14 protein-coding genes are annotated in these 15,772 nt (G+C 73.1%); 7 read left to right on the forward strand and 7 right to left on the reverse strand.

Translation table 11 applies throughout. The features are described from left to right. Positions 1-103 precede the first annotated feature (103 nt). A complete protein-coding gene (locus ABT048_RS23315) occupies positions 104-349 on the forward strand; it encodes an antitoxin (protein ID WP_350523385.1) in 246 nt (81 codons plus the stop codon). A gap of 6 nt (positions 350-355) precedes the next feature. Here ABT048_RS23315 and ABT048_RS23320 read toward each other — a convergent pair whose 3' ends face one another. Then, positions 356-1,054: a class III extradiol dioxygenase subunit B-like domain-containing protein gene (locus ABT048_RS23320; RefSeq protein ID WP_350523386.1), complete on the reverse strand. Its 699-nt coding sequence runs from the start codon at positions 1,052-1,054 to the stop codon at positions 356-358. A 78-nt stretch (positions 1,055-1,132) separates the two neighbouring features. After that, a complete protein-coding gene (miaB, locus tag ABT048_RS23325) occupies positions 1,133-2,635 on the reverse strand; it encodes a tRNA (N6-isopentenyl adenosine(37)-C2)-methylthiotransferase MiaB (protein WP_350523387.1) in 1,503 nt (500 codons plus the stop codon). A gap of 140 nt (positions 2,636-2,775) precedes the next feature. On the opposite strand from miaB, the gene ABT048_RS23330 reads away from it, so the two are divergent. Then, positions 2,776-3,795: a TAXI family TRAP transporter solute-binding subunit gene (locus ABT048_RS23330; protein WP_350523388.1), complete on the forward strand. Its 1,020-nt coding sequence runs from the start codon at positions 2,776-2,778 to the stop codon at positions 3,793-3,795. Positions 3,796-3,881: 86 nt separating this feature from the next. Here ABT048_RS23330 and ABT048_RS23335 read toward each other — a convergent pair whose 3' ends face one another. Together ABT048_RS23335 and ABT048_RS23340 are read right to left on the reverse strand one after the other, a co-directional pair. Continuing rightward, positions 3,882-5,306: a sensor histidine kinase gene (locus tag ABT048_RS23335; RefSeq protein ID WP_350523389.1), complete on the reverse strand. Its 1,425-nt coding sequence runs from the start codon at positions 5,304-5,306 to the stop codon at positions 3,882-3,884. A gap of 6 nt (positions 5,307-5,312) precedes the next feature. Further along, on the reverse strand, positions 5,313-6,071 hold the full coding sequence (locus ABT048_RS23340) for a response regulator transcription factor (protein WP_350523390.1): 759 nt from the start codon (positions 6,069-6,071) through the stop codon (positions 5,313-5,315). A gap of 389 nt (positions 6,072-6,460) precedes the next feature. On the opposite strand from ABT048_RS23340, the gene ABT048_RS23345 reads away from it, so the two are divergent. The 5 genes from ABT048_RS23345 to ABT048_RS23365 all read left to right on the forward strand — a co-directional run bounded on the left by ABT048_RS23345 (position 6,461) and on the right by ABT048_RS23365 (position 11,850). Continuing rightward, a complete protein-coding gene (locus tag ABT048_RS23345; RefSeq protein ID WP_350523391.1) occupies positions 6,461-7,234 on the forward strand; it encodes an amino acid ABC transporter ATP-binding protein in 774 nt (257 codons plus the stop codon). Positions 7,235-7,352: 118 nt separating this feature from the next. After that, a complete protein-coding gene (locus ABT048_RS23350; protein WP_350523392.1) occupies positions 7,353-8,252 on the forward strand; it encodes a glutamate ABC transporter substrate-binding protein in 900 nt (299 codons plus the stop codon). A gap of 50 nt (positions 8,253-8,302) precedes the next feature. Continuing rightward, the gene (locus ABT048_RS23355; RefSeq protein WP_350523393.1) at positions 8,303-8,953 is read left to right on the forward strand and encodes an amino acid ABC transporter permease; all 651 of its coding nucleotides are present in this window, start codon (positions 8,303-8,305) and stop codon (positions 8,951-8,953) included. A 150-nt stretch (positions 8,954-9,103) separates the two neighbouring features. Then, complete coding sequence (locus ABT048_RS23360) at positions 9,104-9,952, forward strand: amino acid ABC transporter permease (RefSeq protein WP_350523394.1); 849 nt, start codon at positions 9,104-9,106, stop codon at positions 9,950-9,952. Positions 9,953-10,074: 122 nt separating this feature from the next. Further along, a complete protein-coding gene (locus tag ABT048_RS23365) occupies positions 10,075-11,850 on the forward strand; it encodes an FAD-dependent monooxygenase (protein ID WP_350523395.1) in 1,776 nt (591 codons plus the stop codon). A gap of 16 nt (positions 11,851-11,866) precedes the next feature. On the opposite strand, the gene rny is transcribed toward ABT048_RS23365, so the two are convergent. From rny to recA, 3 genes are all read right to left on the reverse strand, one after another. Then, entirely contained in the window at positions 11,867-13,336 is a 1,470-nt protein-coding gene (gene rny, locus ABT048_RS23370; protein WP_350523396.1) for a ribonuclease Y, read from the reverse strand. Between the two features lie 132 nt (positions 13,337-13,468). Beyond that, positions 13,469-14,566, reverse strand: coding sequence for a regulatory protein RecX (locus ABT048_RS41710; RefSeq protein ID WP_502894062.1), 1,098 nt, complete (start codon positions 14,564-14,566; stop codon positions 13,469-13,471). Between the two features lie 4 nt (positions 14,567-14,570). Further along, positions 14,571-15,689 (reverse strand): recombinase RecA, encoded by a 1,119-nt coding sequence (gene recA / locus ABT048_RS23380; RefSeq protein WP_350523397.1) that lies wholly within the window; start codon positions 15,687-15,689, stop codon positions 14,571-14,573. Between the last annotated feature and the right edge of the window lie 83 nt (positions 15,690-15,772).

Genomic DNA, 15,772 nt, shown 5'->3' on the forward strand with positions numbered 1-15,772 from the left:
CGGCCGTTTCCCCAGGTGATGCCCGGTTTGCGAACGCCTCGCGGGGTACGGACGTTGTGCAGGGGACGGGGACCGACGGACGACAGGGAAGGGTGAGACCGCCATGGGTCTGATGGACAACCTCAAGGGCAAGGCCGAGGAGTTCAAGGAGAAGGCCAGCGAGCTGGCCGGCAAGCACAGCGACCAGATCGAGCGGGCCGTGGACAAGGCCGGCGGCGCGATCGACAAGGCGACCAAGGGCAAGTACAGCGACAAGATCGAGCACGGTGCCGACAAGGCCAAGGACGCCGTCGGCGACTTCGCCCACAAGCCGAAGCCGGGCGAGCCGGGGCAGCCCCCGCGGTCCTGACGCGCGTCAGGACCAGGACGCCACGAAGTACCCGACCCCGTACGGCGCCTCCTGGTAGCCCAGCCGCCCGGTCAGGCCGGCGCCCTCCGCGGCGCCGGCCAGCACCTGCCAGGGCGCCCGTCCCCCGGCCTTGAGCTCGGCGGCCAGGCCCGCGTCCAGCGCGGCCAGGGCGGGCAGGTCGGCCGAGCCCAGGGCGGCGGCCAGCGCCGCGTCGAAGCCCTCGGCCCGCTCGTCCAGGTAGCCGGGCGCCTTCACCGAGCGGCAGGCGCTGCCGTCGCCGAGCACCAGCAGGGCGACCCGGTCGGCGAGCCCGGCCAGGCCCTGGCCGAGGCCGAGCATCCGGTCGGCCGGGGCGTCGGCGGGCACCGCGCAGGCGTGCGTCGGCAGGGTCACCCCGGCGCGCTCCAGCAGCCAGGCGCCGACGGTCAGGGAGGGCGCCAGCTCCGGCCCCTCCACCCGCTCCCCCGGCAGCTTGGCGACCAGCGGCACCCCGTAGCGGTGGAAGGAGCCGGCCCCGCCCTCGGTCCACACCTCGGCCTCCGGCCCGGTGCCGACCACCACGACCAGCTGCGGCCCGGCCGCGACCAGCGCCGCCAGCGCCTCGTCGCAGGCGGCGCGCAGCGCGTCCAGCTCGCTCGCCGCCCCGGCGGCGACCTCCGGGACGAGCAGCGGCGGACAGGGGCACACGGCGGCGGCTACCAGCATGTGGATCACTCTAGCCAACGACGACGGCGGCCCGGCGGGACTCGGGAGTCCCACCGGGCCGCCGGTACGGGCAGCGCGTCAGTCGCCGCAGCAGGCCCCGCCCGCCGGCGCCGCCAGGGGCAGCGCGGCCGGGGCGCCGACGGACGGCAGTCCGAGCATCACACCGGCCGGCTTGGCGGCGGGCTTGGCCTGGCGCTTCTCCCAGGCGTCACCGGCCCGGGTGCGGCGCACCGCGAGCGTCGGGCCCTCGGCCAGCAGGTGGTGCGGGGCGGCGTAGGTGATCTCGACGGTCACCATGTCGCCCGGGCGCACCGGCTCCTCGGGCTTGGTGAAGTGGACCAGGCGGTTGTCGGGCGCCCGGCCGGAGAGGCGCCGGGTCTGGTCGTCCTTCTTGCCCTCGCCCTCGGCGACCAGGATCTCCAGGGTCCGCCCGACCTGCTTCTTGTTCTCCTCCCAGGAGATCTCCTCCTGGAGGGCGATCAGGCGGTCGTAGCGGGCCTGCACGACCTCCTTCGGCACCTGGTCCTCCATCTCCGCCGCCGGGGTGCCGGGGCGCTTGGAGTACTGGAAGGTGAAGGCGTTGGTGAAGCGGGCCTCGCGGACGACGTGCATGGTGTCCTCGAAGTCCTCCTCGGTCTCGCCGGGGAAGCCCACGATGATGTCGGTGGAGATCGCCGCGTCCGGCATCGCCTCGCGGACCTTCGCGATGATCCCGAGGAAGCGTTCCTGGCGGTAGGAGCGGCGCATCGCCTTGAGCACGCGGTCCGAGCCGGACTGCAGCGGCATGTGCAGCTGGTGCATCACGTTCGGCGTCTCGGCCATCGCGGCGATCACGTCGTCGGTGAAGTCGCGCGGGTGCGGCGAGGTGAAGCGGATCCGCTCCAGGCCCTCGACCTGCCCGGCGGCGCGCAGCAGCTTGGAGAAGGCCTCGCGGTCGCCCAGGTCGGAGCCGTAGGCGTTGACGTTCTGGCCGAGCAGGGTGACCTCGATGACGCCCTCGTCCACCAGCGCCTCGATCTCGGCGAGGACGTCGCCGGGGCGGCGGTCCTCCTCCTTGCCGCGCAGCGCGGGGACGATGCAGAAGGTGCAGGTGTTGTTGCAGCCGACCGAGATCGAGACCCAGGCGGCGTACGCGGAGTCGCGGCGGGTCGGGAGGGTGGAGGGGAAGGTCTCCAGCGACTCCAGGATCTCGACCTGGGCCTTGCGCTCGATCGCGGCCCGCTCCAGCAGCGCCGGCAGGTGCCCGATGTTGTGGGTGCCGAACACCACGTCGACCCAGGGGGCGCGCTTGACGATGGTGTCGCGGTCCTTCTGGGCCAGGCAGCCGCCGACGGCGATCTGCATGCCCTGGTGGCGGCTCTTGACCGGCGCCAGCTGGCCGAGGTTGCCGTACAGCTTGTTGTCGGCGTTCTCGCGCACCGCGCAGGTGTTGAACACCACCAGGTCCGGGTCGCCCTCGGGCCCGGCCTTGACGTAGCCCGCCTCCTCCAGCAGCCCGGACAGCCGCTCGGAGTCGTGGACGTTCATCTGACAGCCGTGCGTGACGACCTTGTAGCTCTTCAATCCGCTCTCACCGCTCACCAGACCAGGGTACGGGCAGCCGCGCAGCGGTTTTCCCGAAGCTTCCCCGTCCCGTCCCGGGAGCCTCCCCAGCCCTTTCACCGAACATTCCCCGTCCCGTTCCACTCCCGTTCGGCCGGAGCGCCTGGCAGTATCCCTGCATGGCCCCCACCACCCCGTCCCGCCTCGGCGCCGCCGTCCGCACCGCGGCGCGCAGCCCGCTGTGGCGGACGGTGCTGGTGCTGGTGCTGCTGGTCGCCGGCTTCGGCGGCTGGTGGCTGTCGGCGGGCCGCTCGCCCGGGTACCCGCGCGGGGAGGTCCGCTTCGCCACCGGCGTGCAGCGCGGCGTCTACGACCGGTACGGGCAGTTGCTGCAGGCACACGTCTCCGGGACGATGCCGGGGGTGCGGCTGGCCCTGGACAACACCGAGGGCTCGATAGAGAACCTCAACCGGGTGATCACCGGCCGGGACACCTTCGCGATCGCCACCGCCGACGCGGTCGCCGACTACCAGGGCCCGGACAAGGGCCGGCTGCGGGCGATCGCCCGGCTCTACGACGACTACCTGCAGCTGATCGTCCCGGCCTCCTCCCCGGTGCACCGCACCGCCGACCTCAAGGGCCTGCGGGTCGGCGTCGGCCTGCCGCAGTCCGGGGTGAACCTGGTGACCAAGCGGCTGCTGGCCGCGGCCGGGCTGGACCCGGAGCGGGACATCGTCCCGGTGCCGAAGGGGGTCGGCGAGGCCGCCGACGACCTGCGCACGGGCGAGCTGGACGCGTTCTTCTGGTCCGGCGGCCTGCCCACCAGCGCGCTCACCGACCTCTCCGACCACGTCAAGATCCGGATCGTGCCGCTGAGCGACCTCTCCGAGGCGCTGCACAAGGCCGAGGGCGGCGGCACCGACGCCTACCGGGCGGCCACCATGCCCACGGGCACCTACCCGAACGCCGAGCCCAAGGACGCCGTGGCCACGGTGGCCGTGCCCAACCTGCTGATCACCCGGGACGACGCGGACCCGGACCTGGTCGAGGGCATGACCCGCGCGGTGATCGACAGCCGCGACCAGATCGGCGCCCAGGTGCACGCCGCCCAGCTGGTCGACCTGCGCACCGCCGTCTACACCGACCCGCTCCCGCTGCACACGGGCGCGGCGCGCTACTACCGCTCGGTGAAGCCCTGACGGTGCCCCCGGCCCGTGACGACGCCCCGCCCTTGACGATGCCCCGCCCTTGACGGGGCGCGCCCGGCACCGGCCACCGGGCCCGGCTACTTCTCCGGCCGCGGCACCGCCAGCGTCACCGCGAGCCCGGTCGGCTTGACCGGCGCGAAGCCCAGCGAGCCGCCGCCGGCCGCCAGCAGCGTGCGGGCGATGGACAGGCCCAGCCCGGAGCCGTCCACGTTCTGGTGCCGGGGGCTGCGCCAGAAGCGGTCGCCGGCCCGGGCCAGCTCGTCCTCGGTGAGGCCGGGCCCGGCGTCGGTGACGGTGACCGCGACCTCGTCCCGGCGCACCGAGACCCGCAGGCGCACCTCGCTGCCGGCCGGGCCGAACTTGAGCGCGTTGTCCACCACGGCGTCCAGGGCCGAGCCGAAGCCGATCGGGTCCGCCATGCCGACCGCCAGCGCCGGACCGTCCCAGCGCAGTGCGATCCCGCGCTGCTCGGCGACCGGCCGCCAGGCGTCCACCCGGGCCAGGGTGAGCTCGGCCAGGTCGGTGCGCTCCGGTTCGGGGCGGGCGTGCTCGGCGGTGGCCAGCCCGAGCAGGTCGTCCAGCACCCGGGCGAGCCGGGTGCCCTCCTCCCGTACGCCGCTGAGCTCCTCCTCGTGGCCCTCGGGCAGCTCCAGGCCGAGCACCTCGACCCGCAGCAGCAGTGCCGAGAGCGGGTTGCGCAGCTGGTGGGAGGCGTCCGCGACGAAGGCCTTCTGCTGGTCCATGGCGAGCACCACGTGGTCCGCCATCTCGTTGAAGGAGCGCGCCAGGCGCTGCAGTTCGGGCGGGCCGCCGCCGGGGGCGACCCGGGCGGCCATCCGGCCGGTGGCGATGTCGTGGGTGGCCCGGTCCAGGGTGCGCACGGGACGCAGCACCCATTCGGTGAGCCGGACGGCCAGCAGCACGGCGACGATCATCGCGGCGGCCTCGCCCGCGACCAGCACCAGCCACTTGTGCAGCACCCGGGTGCGCAGCGCCCCGGTGGGGGACTCGCTCAGCACCACCGCGACCACGTCGCCGTCGCGCACCACCGGGGCGGCGACGGTGATCGTCCGGTCCGGCGTCCACGGCCAGACCTGCGGCGGGTTGTGGCTGCGCCGCCCGTCCAGCGCCTCCTGGAAGGCCTGGGCGCCCCAGCCGGCGGTGGGCACCCGCCAGTCGGCGGGCGCGGCGGCGATCGGCAGGCCGTCGCGCTGGAAGATGCCCAGGCGCACGCCGTAGAGGTCGAAGTAGCGGCGGACCTCGGCGTCGATCGAGTGCTGTCGGCTGAGGTCCCCGGGGGCGGGTTCCGGATCGCCCTTGCGCGCCGAGTCGGCGGCGCCGGAGGTGGGCAGGTCCTGGGCGAAGCGGGCGGCGTCGTCGAGCCGGTCGACGACGACCCTGGTCTGCTCGGCCGCCGCGACCGCCGCCGCGAGCGGCAGCCCCAGGGCGGCCAGGACGCAGAGCATGAGGGCGATCAGGATGCCGAGCAGGCGGGTGCGCACGTGCGGTCAGTGCTCCGCGGGGGCGTTCGGGGCCGGGTCCGCAGCGGCGGGCGCCGGGGACTCGGGGATCAGGCGGTAGCCGACGCCGCGGACGGCCTCGACCAGGCCGGGCAGCGCGAGCTTGTTGCGCAGCGAGCCGATGTGCACCTCCAGGGTGCGCCCGTTGCCCTCCCAGCCGCTGCGCCAGACCTCGCTGAAGATCTGCTCGCGCCGGTAGACCACGCCGGGGCTCTGCGCGAGCAGGGCGAGCAGGTCGAACTCCTTGCGGGTGAGCGGCACGTCGCGGCCGTCCACGCTGACCCGGCGGCGCTCCCGGTCGATCCGGATGCCGCGGGACTCCAGCGGGCCGCGCTGCTGCGGCACGGCGTCGGGCGCGGGCACCGACGCCGAGGAGGGGGCGGCGCCGCGGCGGGCCACCGCGTGGATGCGGGCGAGCAGCTCGCCCATGTCGTACGGCTTGGTGACGTAGTCGTCGGCGCCCAGGTTGAGGCCGTGGATCCGGGAGCGGACGTCGGCGCGGGCAGTGACCATGATCACGGGCACACCGCTGCCGGCCCTGATCCGGCTGCACACCTCGAAGCCGTCGCGATCGGGCAGGCCGAGGTCGAGCAGCACCACCCGGTACGGATCGTTGCCGTCCGGCACCAGGGCGTCCAGGGCCTCGTGCCCGCTTCGCGCGTGCCGGACCTGGAAGCCGTGCCGGCCCAGTACCGCGACGAGCGCGGCGGCCACGCGTTCGTCGTCCTCGACGAGCAGCAGTCGCATCCTGTTCTCCTCCTTCCCCCACGTGATCACCGGTGATCGCCGGGCCGATCGGTCCGGCCCGGTCCTGCGCAGTATGGGCCAGCGGACGGTCCTGCGCCAGGTTCGACCGCGCACCGGGCTCGTGGGGGACGGGGAGCACCGGCGCGGATTCCCGCTGTGACATGCCCCGTCGACGCGTTCGCGAACAGTACGTACCGAGCGTGTGGCCGTTTCGTGATCCTCAAGTTCCGCTCAGATCGGCTGACGGCGCGCGGTCAGGGCTCCTATGGTCGGCCCACCGGGGGCTGCGGCTCCGCCGGTCGCGGCTCCCGGATTTGCACCACCATTGCCTCCCAAGGGAGTTGAGACTTCTCAGGTAGGCACGATCCGATACAGAGGGAGCAGGCGCGATGACCGAGAGCCCGGTCCAGGACTCCACCCCCGCAGCCGCCCCACTGGTCGTGCTGAACAACGTCAACAAGCACTACGGCGCGCTGCACGTCCTGCAGGACATCGACCTGCAGATCGCCCAGGGCGAGGTGGTCGTGCTGATCGGCCCGTCCGGTTCGGGCAAGTCCACGCTCTGCCGGACGATCAACCGGCTGGAGACCATCGACTCCGGCACGATCACGATCGACGGCCGGCCGCTGCCCGCCGAGGGCAAGGAGCTGGCCCGGCTGCGCGCCGAGGTCGGCATGGTGTTCCAGAGCTTCAACCTCTTCGCGCACAAGACCGTGCTGGAGAACGTCGTCATCGGCCAGGTCAAGGTGCGCAAGGTGCCCCGCCCGCAGGCCGAGAAGACCGCCCGGGAACTGCTGGACCGCGTCGGTGTCGGCGCGCAGGCGGACAAGTTCCCCGCCCAGCTGTCCGGCGGCCAGCAGCAGCGCGTGGCGATCGCCCGCGCACTGGCCATGAAGCCCAAGGTGATGCTCTTCGACGAGCCCACCTCGGCGCTCGACCCGGAGATGGTCAACGAGGTGCTGGAGGTCATGCGCCGACTGGCCGCCGAGGGCATGACGATGGTCGTGGTCACCCACGAGATGGGCTTCGCCCGCTCCGCCGCCAACCGCGTGCTGTTCATGGCCGACGGCAAGATCGTCGAGCAGAACACCCCCGATGCCTTCTTCACGGCGCCGCGCTCCGACCGCGCCAAGGACTTCCTCTCGAAGATCCTGCACCACTGACGCTTCGAGACCACGCGGGGCCGCCTCCGGCAACAGTGCCGATCGGCCCTGCCCGCGCACGACTTCCAGACTCCAGAGCCCGGTTGAAACCGCGGCCCAGCCCCAGGAGAACGCCCTCATGAGGACTTCCCGCACCCTCGCCGTCGCGCTCTGTGCCGTCGCGCTCACCGCCACCGCCGCCTGCGGCAAGGACGGCACCCCCGGTGCCGCCGCCAGCGCGAGCAACGCCCCCAAGCTCCCGGCCTACACGGTCAAGACGGACGCCAAGGTCGACTCGCCGGTCATCGCCGAGGCCAAGAAGCGCGGCCAGCTGATCATCGGCGCCAAGGCCGACCAGCCGAACCTCGGCTGGGAGGACGTCGCCAGCGGCGACCGCAGCGGCTTCGACATCGAGATCGCCAAGATGATCGCCGCCGACCTGGGCTTCACCCCCCAGCAGATCAAGTGGCAGACCCTGGTCTCCTCGCAGCGCGAGCCCGCCATCCAGAAGGGCCAGATCGACTTCTACGTCGGCACCTACAGCATCAACGACGAGCGCAAGAAGACCGTCTCCTTCGCCGGCCCGTACTACATCGCCGGCCAGGACCTGCTGGTGAAGCAGGACAACACCTCGATCACCGGCCCGGAGAGCGTGGGCGGCAAGAACGTCTGCACCGCCACCGGCTCGACCTCGATCAAGAACATCCAGCAGTACAACCCGAAGATCACGCAGTTCGACACCTACTCGGCCTGCGTCGAGAAGCTCCTCTCCGGCGAGGTCGACGCCGTCACCACCGACGACGCCATCCTCAAGGGCTACGCCTCCAAGTACGCCGGCAAGCTCAAGGTCGTCGGCAAGCCGTTCACCAAGGAGAACTACGGCGTCGGCCTCGGCAAGGACGACACGGTGCTGCGCAACGCCATCAGCGACGCCCTCAAGGCCCACGAGGACAACGGCGACTGGAAGAAGGCGTACGACGCGACCCTCGGTGCCTCCGGCTCCGCCGCGCCGGACGTCCCGGCCCTCGACCGCTACTGATCCGCCCTCCGCACGACATTCCCGACCCTGATTGAGAGGAGGGCCGCCGGATGGGGTTCCTGTTCGAGGACGACAACTTCGCGTTGTTCCGCGACGGCTTCCTGCAGACGATCGAGCTGAGTGCCCTCAGCGCACTGCTCGCCCTGCTGCTGGGCACCCTGCTGGCGGCCTTCCGGGTCTCCCCGGTGCCGGTCCTGCGCGCCTTCGGCACCACCTGGGTGACGCTCTTCCGCAACACCCCGCTGACCCTGCTGTTCTTCGCCGTCACCTTCGGCCTGCCGCCGCTGGGTGTGCACTTCAGCCACATGACCTTCGCGGTGCTGGCGCTCGGCGGGTACACGGCCTCGTTCGTCTGCGAGGTGATCCGCTCCGGCATCAACACCGTGCCGCTCGGCCAGGCGGAGGCCGCCCGCAGCCTGGGCATGACCTTCGGCCAGACTCTCACGCTGGTCGTCCTGCCGCAGGCCGCCCGGACCGTCCTGGCGCCGATGAGCAGCGTGTTCATCGCCCTGCCGAGGAACTCGGCGATCGCCGGCGCGTTCAGCGTCGCCGAGCTGTACAGCTCCCAGCAGACCTTCTCCGAGCGCGGCTACTCGATCTTCGCGATCTTCTTCTGGGTGGCCTGCGCCTACCTGCTGATCAGCGCGACGGTCGCCACGTTCTTCCGCTTCCTGGAATCCCGACTGGCGGTGGCCCGATGAGCGAGCGCAGCGAGCGAATCATCAAGAGGTGCGCACGGGCGAACGCCCCTGCCGAGCGCAGCGAGGTGGGCGCATGAGTGAGCGCAGCGAGCGAATCATCAAGAGGTGCGCACGGGCGAATGCCCCTGCCGAGCGCAGCGAGGTGGGCGCATGAGTCTGTTCCAGCGCCCCGCGACGGCCAGTGTCCTCTACGACACCCCCGGCCCCAGGGCCCGCTCCCGCTACCGCCTGTTCGGCGTCCTCTCGCTGATCGGCGTCGCCGGCCTCCTCTGGTACGTCTTCAGCGCGCTCGCCGACAACGGCCAGTTCGACGCGGACATGTGGGACGCGTTCCAGTACAACACCGTCCAGCAGATGATCCTGGACGGCCTGCTGGCCACCCTGAAGGCCTTCGGCCTCGCCGCGGCGTTCTCGCTCACCCTCGGCGCGCTGCTGGCCGCCGGGCAGCTCTCCGACCACCGGCCGGTCCGCTGGCTCTGCGTCGGCTTCGTCCAGTTCTTCCGGGCGATGCCGCTGCTGATCCTGATCGTCGCCCTCTACTACGCGTTCTTCGCCAAGGACCCGATGTGGGCGCTCGTGCTCGGGCTCACGCTCTACAACGGCTCGGTCCAGGCGGAGATCATCCGGAGCGGCGTCAACGCCGTCCCGCGCGGTCAGGGTGAGGCGGCGTACGCCCTCGGCATGCGCAAGACCCAGGTGATGAGCGGCATCCTGGTGCCGCAGGCCGTGCGCTCGATGCTGCCCACGATGATCGGCCAGCTGGTCGTCACCCTCAAGGACACCTCGCTCGGGTACATCATCACCTACAACGAGCTGCTGTTCATCGGCAAGAAGATCGCCAGCCAGCCGCTGAACGCCGCCGGGTTCCCCTACATCCCGGTGGTGCTCGTGATCGGTCCGATCTACATCGTCATGTGCCTCCTGCTGACCGCGCTCGCGCGCTGGATCGAGGCCCGTGGTCGTCGCGGCGCGAACCGGCGCACTTCAGCTGCTGCTTGACGGACACGCAGGTGAACTGTTGCATTGCTCTTCGTGACACCTCCCGGGAGCATCCACGCGGCATATGCGGCAGCGGTAACTGACGCCGGCCGATCGGCCGGTTCGTGCCCGGAGGTCCCCTCATGGACCCGGTGATCGTGGTCGGGGCCGGACCGGTCGGTCTGGCCCTGGCCCTCGCCCTCGCCCGGCACGAGGTGCCGACCATCGTCCTGGACGAGGGCTCCGGGCTCTGCCCCGAAGGCCCGCGCAGCCTCGTCGTCGGCGCCGACACCGCCGCCTTCCTGACCCGGATCGGCTACCCGCGGGCGGTCTCCGACTCCGCCCTCTGGGACTCCTTCACCATCTGGCGGCGCCGCCAGGAAGTGCTGCGGATCGACCTCACCGACTCGCCCACCTTCCACCTCCCCCAGCACCGCCTCCAGCGCGGCCTGCGCGACGCCCTGACCGGCACCCCGCTGATCAAGCTGGTCCCGCTCAACCGGGTCGTCGAGCTCGAACAGGACCGGGACGGCGTCAGCATCCGCACCGTGGGCACCCAGAACGGCGCCGCCACCTGGTGGCGCGGCAGCCACCTGGTCGGCTGCGACGGCGCGAGATCCACCGTCCGCAAGCTCCTCAAGATCCGCTTCCCGGGCCGGCCCGCGGTCGACCGCAACGCCATCGCCACCGTCCGGGTCGACCTGCCCTTCGACGGCGCCCGGCTGCACCGCGAGCCCCCGTGGCGCGGCGACCGCGAGGCCTCTGCCCGTCCGCTGCCGGACGGCATCTGGCGGCTCGACTGGCGGCTGCCCCCGGGGCGCCCCGCCCCCACCGAGACGGTCGACCCGCACGCCACCTGGCCGGGCATCGTCACCGGCGACACCCTGCTCACCCGGGTCACCGCCACCCTCACCGGCTGGTGCGGCGAACTCCCCCGCTTCGAGCTGCTCGCCGCCGCCGACCACACCGCCCAGCAGCGCCTCGCCGCCCGCTTCCGGGTCGGCCGCTGCTTCCTGGCCGGCGACGCCGCCCACCTGCACGGCGCGCTCGGCATGCAGAACCTCACGGACGGGCTGCGCGACGCCGACAACCTCGCCTGGCGGCTCGCCCTCGCCTGGCACCTCCACTCCGGCGGCCCGCAGCCCGGCGGCTCGCTGCTGGACGGCTACGAGGCCGAACGGCGCGGCGCGGTCGGCGCCCGGCTGCGCGCCGTCGACCAGTCCATGCCGCTGCTGCGCCCGCTGCGCGGCTGGCAGCAGACCCGGCGCTCGCTGCTGGTCGGCGGCTTCCGCAAGCACGCCCCGCTGCTCGCCGACGGCCAGCTCGGCACCGGCCGCTTCGGCGGCGCGCCGGCCTACCCGGCGGCGCCCTCCGGCGTCCCCGGGAGGGTCCCGGTGCAGCGCGGCTCGCGCGGCACCACCTCGCTCAGCGAGCTGCTGCCCGCCACCGCCCCCGGCGTGCTCGTCCCGGACCTGCCGGTGCTCGCCACCGACGGCACCCCCGACCACCTGCACGCCCGGCTCGGCGCCACCTTCCTGCTGCTGCTGGTCGCCCCCGGCACCGCCGTCTGGTCGTCCGAGCACTGGCTCGGCGCCGGGCTGATGCCCCGGCTCGCCGAGGTCGCCGCCGCCCTGCCGGTCCCCGCCGAGGTGCTGGTCACCGAGGACTACCCGGGCGCCGGCCCGCACACCGTCCTGCTGATCCGCCCCGACGGCCACCTCGTCGGCGTCACCCAGGGTGCCGTCGCCGAGGACCTGCTCGCCCTTGCCGACCGCGCCCGCGGCGGCCCGGCGACCCTCGCGCCGGCCCCGGAGTCCGAGGCCGAACCCGAGCCCCGGCCCGACCTCGAACCCCGGTCCGACCGCGAACCCCGGCTCGCCGACCGCCACGCCCCGCAGCAGGTCGACAGCCCGAGCTAGTGCCGCCGCCGACCCGTCAGCTCGCCACCGCCGTCGCGCGGCTCTCGCGGACCACGGTCACCCGGATCTGCCCCGGGTAGGTCAGCTCGGCCGAGACCTGCCGGGCGACCTCGCGGGCGATCAGCTCCGCACCGAGGTCGTCCACCGCGTCCGGACGGACCATCACCCGGACCTCGCGGCCGGCCTGCATCGCGTAGACGTCGGCCACGCCCGGGTGCGAGCGCGCGATCTCCTCCAGCCGCGCCAGCCGACGGGCGTACAGCTCCAGCGACTCCTTGCGCGCCCCGGGCCGACCGCCCGAGCAGGCGTCCGCGGCCTGGGTCAGCACGGCCGTGACGGTCTCGGGCTCCACCTCGTTGTGGTGCGCGGCGATCGCGTGCACCACCTCCGGAGACTCGCCGTGGCGCCGCGCGAGTTCGGCGCCGACCGCCGCGTGGCTGCCCTCGACCTCGTGGGTGAGCGCCTTGCCGATGTCGTGCAGCAGCGCGGCGCGCCGCACCGGCTCCGGGTCCACGCCGAGCTCGGCGGCCATCATCCCGGCCAGGTGCGCGGACTCCAGCAGGTGCCCGAGCACGTTCTGCCCGTACGAGACCCGGTAGCGCAACGAGCCCAGGGTGCGGACGAGTTCGGGGTGCATCGCGCCGACCCGGGCGTCCAGCAGGGCGTCCTCGCCGGCCCGGACGCAGCTCAGCTCGATCTCCGCGCGACTGCGCTCGTGGAGCTGCTCGATCCGGGTCGGGTGGATCCGTCCGTCCTCGACCAGCTGCTGCAGGGTGAGCCGGGCGGTCTCCCGGCGGACCGGGTCGAAGCAGGACAGCTGCACCGACTCCGGGGTGTCGTCGACGATCAGGTTCACTCCGGTGACGGCCTCGAAGGCGCGGATGTTGCGGCCCTCGCGGCCGATGATCCGGCCCTTCATCTCCTCGTTCGGCAGCCGCAGGACACTGACGGCGGTCTCCGCGGTCTGCTCCGTCGCCAGCCGCTGGATGGCGACGGCGAGGACGGACCGCGCCCGGCGCTCGCCCTCCTCCTTGGCCTTGCGCTCGATCTCCCGGACGGTGACCGCGGCCGCCAACCGGGCCGAGGCCTCGGCCTCGTGCAGGAGTTCGGCGCGGGCCTGCTCGGCGGAGAGCCCGGCGGCCCGCTCCAGGGCGGCCGCCCGGCGGGTCACCAGCGCCTCGGCCTCGGCCCGGGAGCGCTCCGACTCGGCCGCGCGTTCGGCCAGTTCGTCCTCGCGTCGGCGGAGCCTGCGCAGCTCCTCGGCCAACTGCTCCTCACGGCGGGTGAGTTCGGCCTGCTGCCGGGCGGTCTGCTGTTCGGCCCGGTGCCGGGCCCGCTCGGCCTGGGCCAGCGCGCTGCGCCGGTCCGCCCGCAGCCGTCTGATGAGCAGCCCGGCGAACACCACGAGCACGGCCAGGAGGAGAGCCGCCGAACCGGCGATCGCCGGCAGCGCGCCGCTCGGTCCGGCGCCCACCGACATCGTCATGCCGCCCACTCCTCGTCCCCTGCGCGGGCCGCCGTCCGGAGGCGCCCCGGGCACTGAAGGCGAGGCTAGGTGGGGGTCACGAAACGGTCAAGACTTGGCCTGGTCACCACCAAGAAGCCCACGAAACCGCCACTACTCCCACTCCGTTTCCGACAGGCCGCCCGGCTCCTCGTCCAACGCGGCGCGCACCACCCGGAACGCCAGCCCCTCGGAGTAGCCGCGCCGGGCCAGCATGCCGACCAGCCGCCGGGTGCGGACCTGCCGGTCCAGGCCGCGGGTGGACCGCAGTTTGCGCTCGACCAGGGCCCGGGCCGCGTCCGTCTCGTCGTCGTGGTCGACCTGGGCGACGGCCTGATCGACCAGATCGGCGGCCACCCCCTTGGTGCGCAGCTCCTGGGCCAGCGCCCGCCGGGACAGGCCCCGGACGGCGTGCCGGGACTCCACCCAGGCGGCGGCGAAGGCGCCGTCGTCGATCAGCCCGACCTCTTCGAGCCGGGTGAGTACCTCGTCGGCGACATCCTCCGGGATCTCCCGCTTGCGCAGGGCGTCGGCGAGCTGCTTGCGGGTCTTGGCGGCGCCGGTCAGCAGCCGCAGGCAGATGTCCCGGGCGCGGGTCTCCGGATCGACCGCTTCCTCGGCCTGCTTCCGGGAGGCACGACCGGCGCGCTCCTGACCGAACAGCCCGCCAGCCGGCAGCCCGCCACCCGCAGGACCCTCGTCCGGCAGTCCGTCGTCCGGCAGTCCCTCGGCGGAACGCCCGCGCCGGGTGCGGCCCCGGCGGGCGCCGGAGCGGGGGGCCGAGGTGGCCACACCCCCGTGACCGGCCGCCTCGTCGTCGTCCCGGCCGTGGTCCGTGCCCGTCGACGCGGGGCCGGGCAGGCCCGCTCCGGGCTCCTCGGCAGCCAGGGCCGAGCGCCGGCGACGGCGGCCGGAGGGCAATTCGGAGGCTGAGACCAGCCCGAGCGCCTCGACCGAGGCCTCCGCCGGCCCCTGCCCGGGCGCCGCGCCGCGCACCGCCCGGGCCGGGGCCCGGTCGAACTCCGGCTCCCGGCCGGATGTCCTCTGCGCGGTGGACGGCCGCTCCCGCCGCCCCCGGCGGGGGCGCGACGGCGCGGGAGGCTCCGGCGCGGGCTCCGGCTCCTCCGCGACCGCGGCGAACCAGTCCGGCGGCCCGTGGTCGTCGTCCTCCGGGCCCGCCGGGCCGCCGCCCACCGTGTCGTACTGCGTCAACGGCTCAGGCCTTGGCCGCCGCCGTCTTCTTCGCCGCGGCCGTCTTGGCGACGGTCGCGGTGATCGGCTTCGCGGTTGCGTCCGCGGCCGCGGCCGCGTCAGCCTCGCCCGCAGCCGGCTCCTCGGTCTTCGGGCCGATGCCGAGCTTGCCCTTGATCTTCCGCTCGATCTCGTCGGCGAGCTGCGGGTTGTCCCGCAGGAAGTTGCGGGCGTTCTCCTTGCCCTGGCCGAGCTGGTCGCCCTCGTACGTGTACCAGGCGCCCGACTTGCGGATGAAGCCGTGCTCGACGCCCATGTCGATCAGGCCGCCCTCGCGGCTGATGCCGACGCCGTAGAGGATGTCGAACTCGGCCTGCTTGAACGGCGCGGCGACCTTGTTCTTGACCACCTTGACGCGGGTGCGGTTGCCGACCGCCTCGGTGCCGTCCTTCAGGGTCTCGATCCGGCGGATGTCCAGCCGGACCGAGGCGTAGAACTTCAGCGCCCGGCCACCGGTCGTGGTCTCCGGCGAACCGAACATCACGCCGATCTTCTCGCGCAGCTGGTTGATGAAGATCGCGGTGGTGTTCGACTGGTTCAGCGCACCGGCGATCTTGCGCAGCGCCTGGCTCATCAGGCGGGCCTGCAGACCGACGTGCGAGTCACCCATCTCGCCCTCGATCTCGGCGCGCGGGACGAGCGCCGCGACCGAGTCGATGATCACCAGGTCGATCGCGCCGGAGCGGATCAGCATGTCGGTGATCTCCAGGGCCTGCTCACCGGTGTCCGGCTGGCTGACCAGCAGGGCGTCGGTGTCCACGCCGAGCTTCTTTGCGTACTCCGGGTCGAGCGCGTGCTCCGCGTCGACGAAGGCGACCGTGCCGCCGGCCTTCTGGGCGTTGGCCGCCAGGTGCAGGGTCAGGGTCGTCTTGCCGGAGGACTCGGGGCCGTAGATCTCGACCACTCGGCCGCGCGGGATGCCGCCGACCCCGAGGGCGACGTCCAGGGCGGTCGACCCGGTGGAGATCACCTCGACGGGCTCATTGGCCTTCTCGCCCAGGCGCATCACCGAGCCCTTGCCGAACTGCCGCTCGATCTGGGCGAGCGCGGTTTCCAGGGCCTTCTCGCGGTCCGTACCTGCCATGGCTTTTTCCCTCGGGTTCTGTGCTGTGCGCTTCATCGTCATCGACGCTAGCGCGTCCCACTGACAAACGAGTCCGACCGGGC

Origin of the sequence: Kitasatospora sp. NPDC096140, assembly GCF_040303045.1 — a bacterium.
Classification (GTDB): Bacteria; Actinomycetota; Actinomycetes; order Streptomycetales; family Streptomycetaceae; genus Kitasatospora.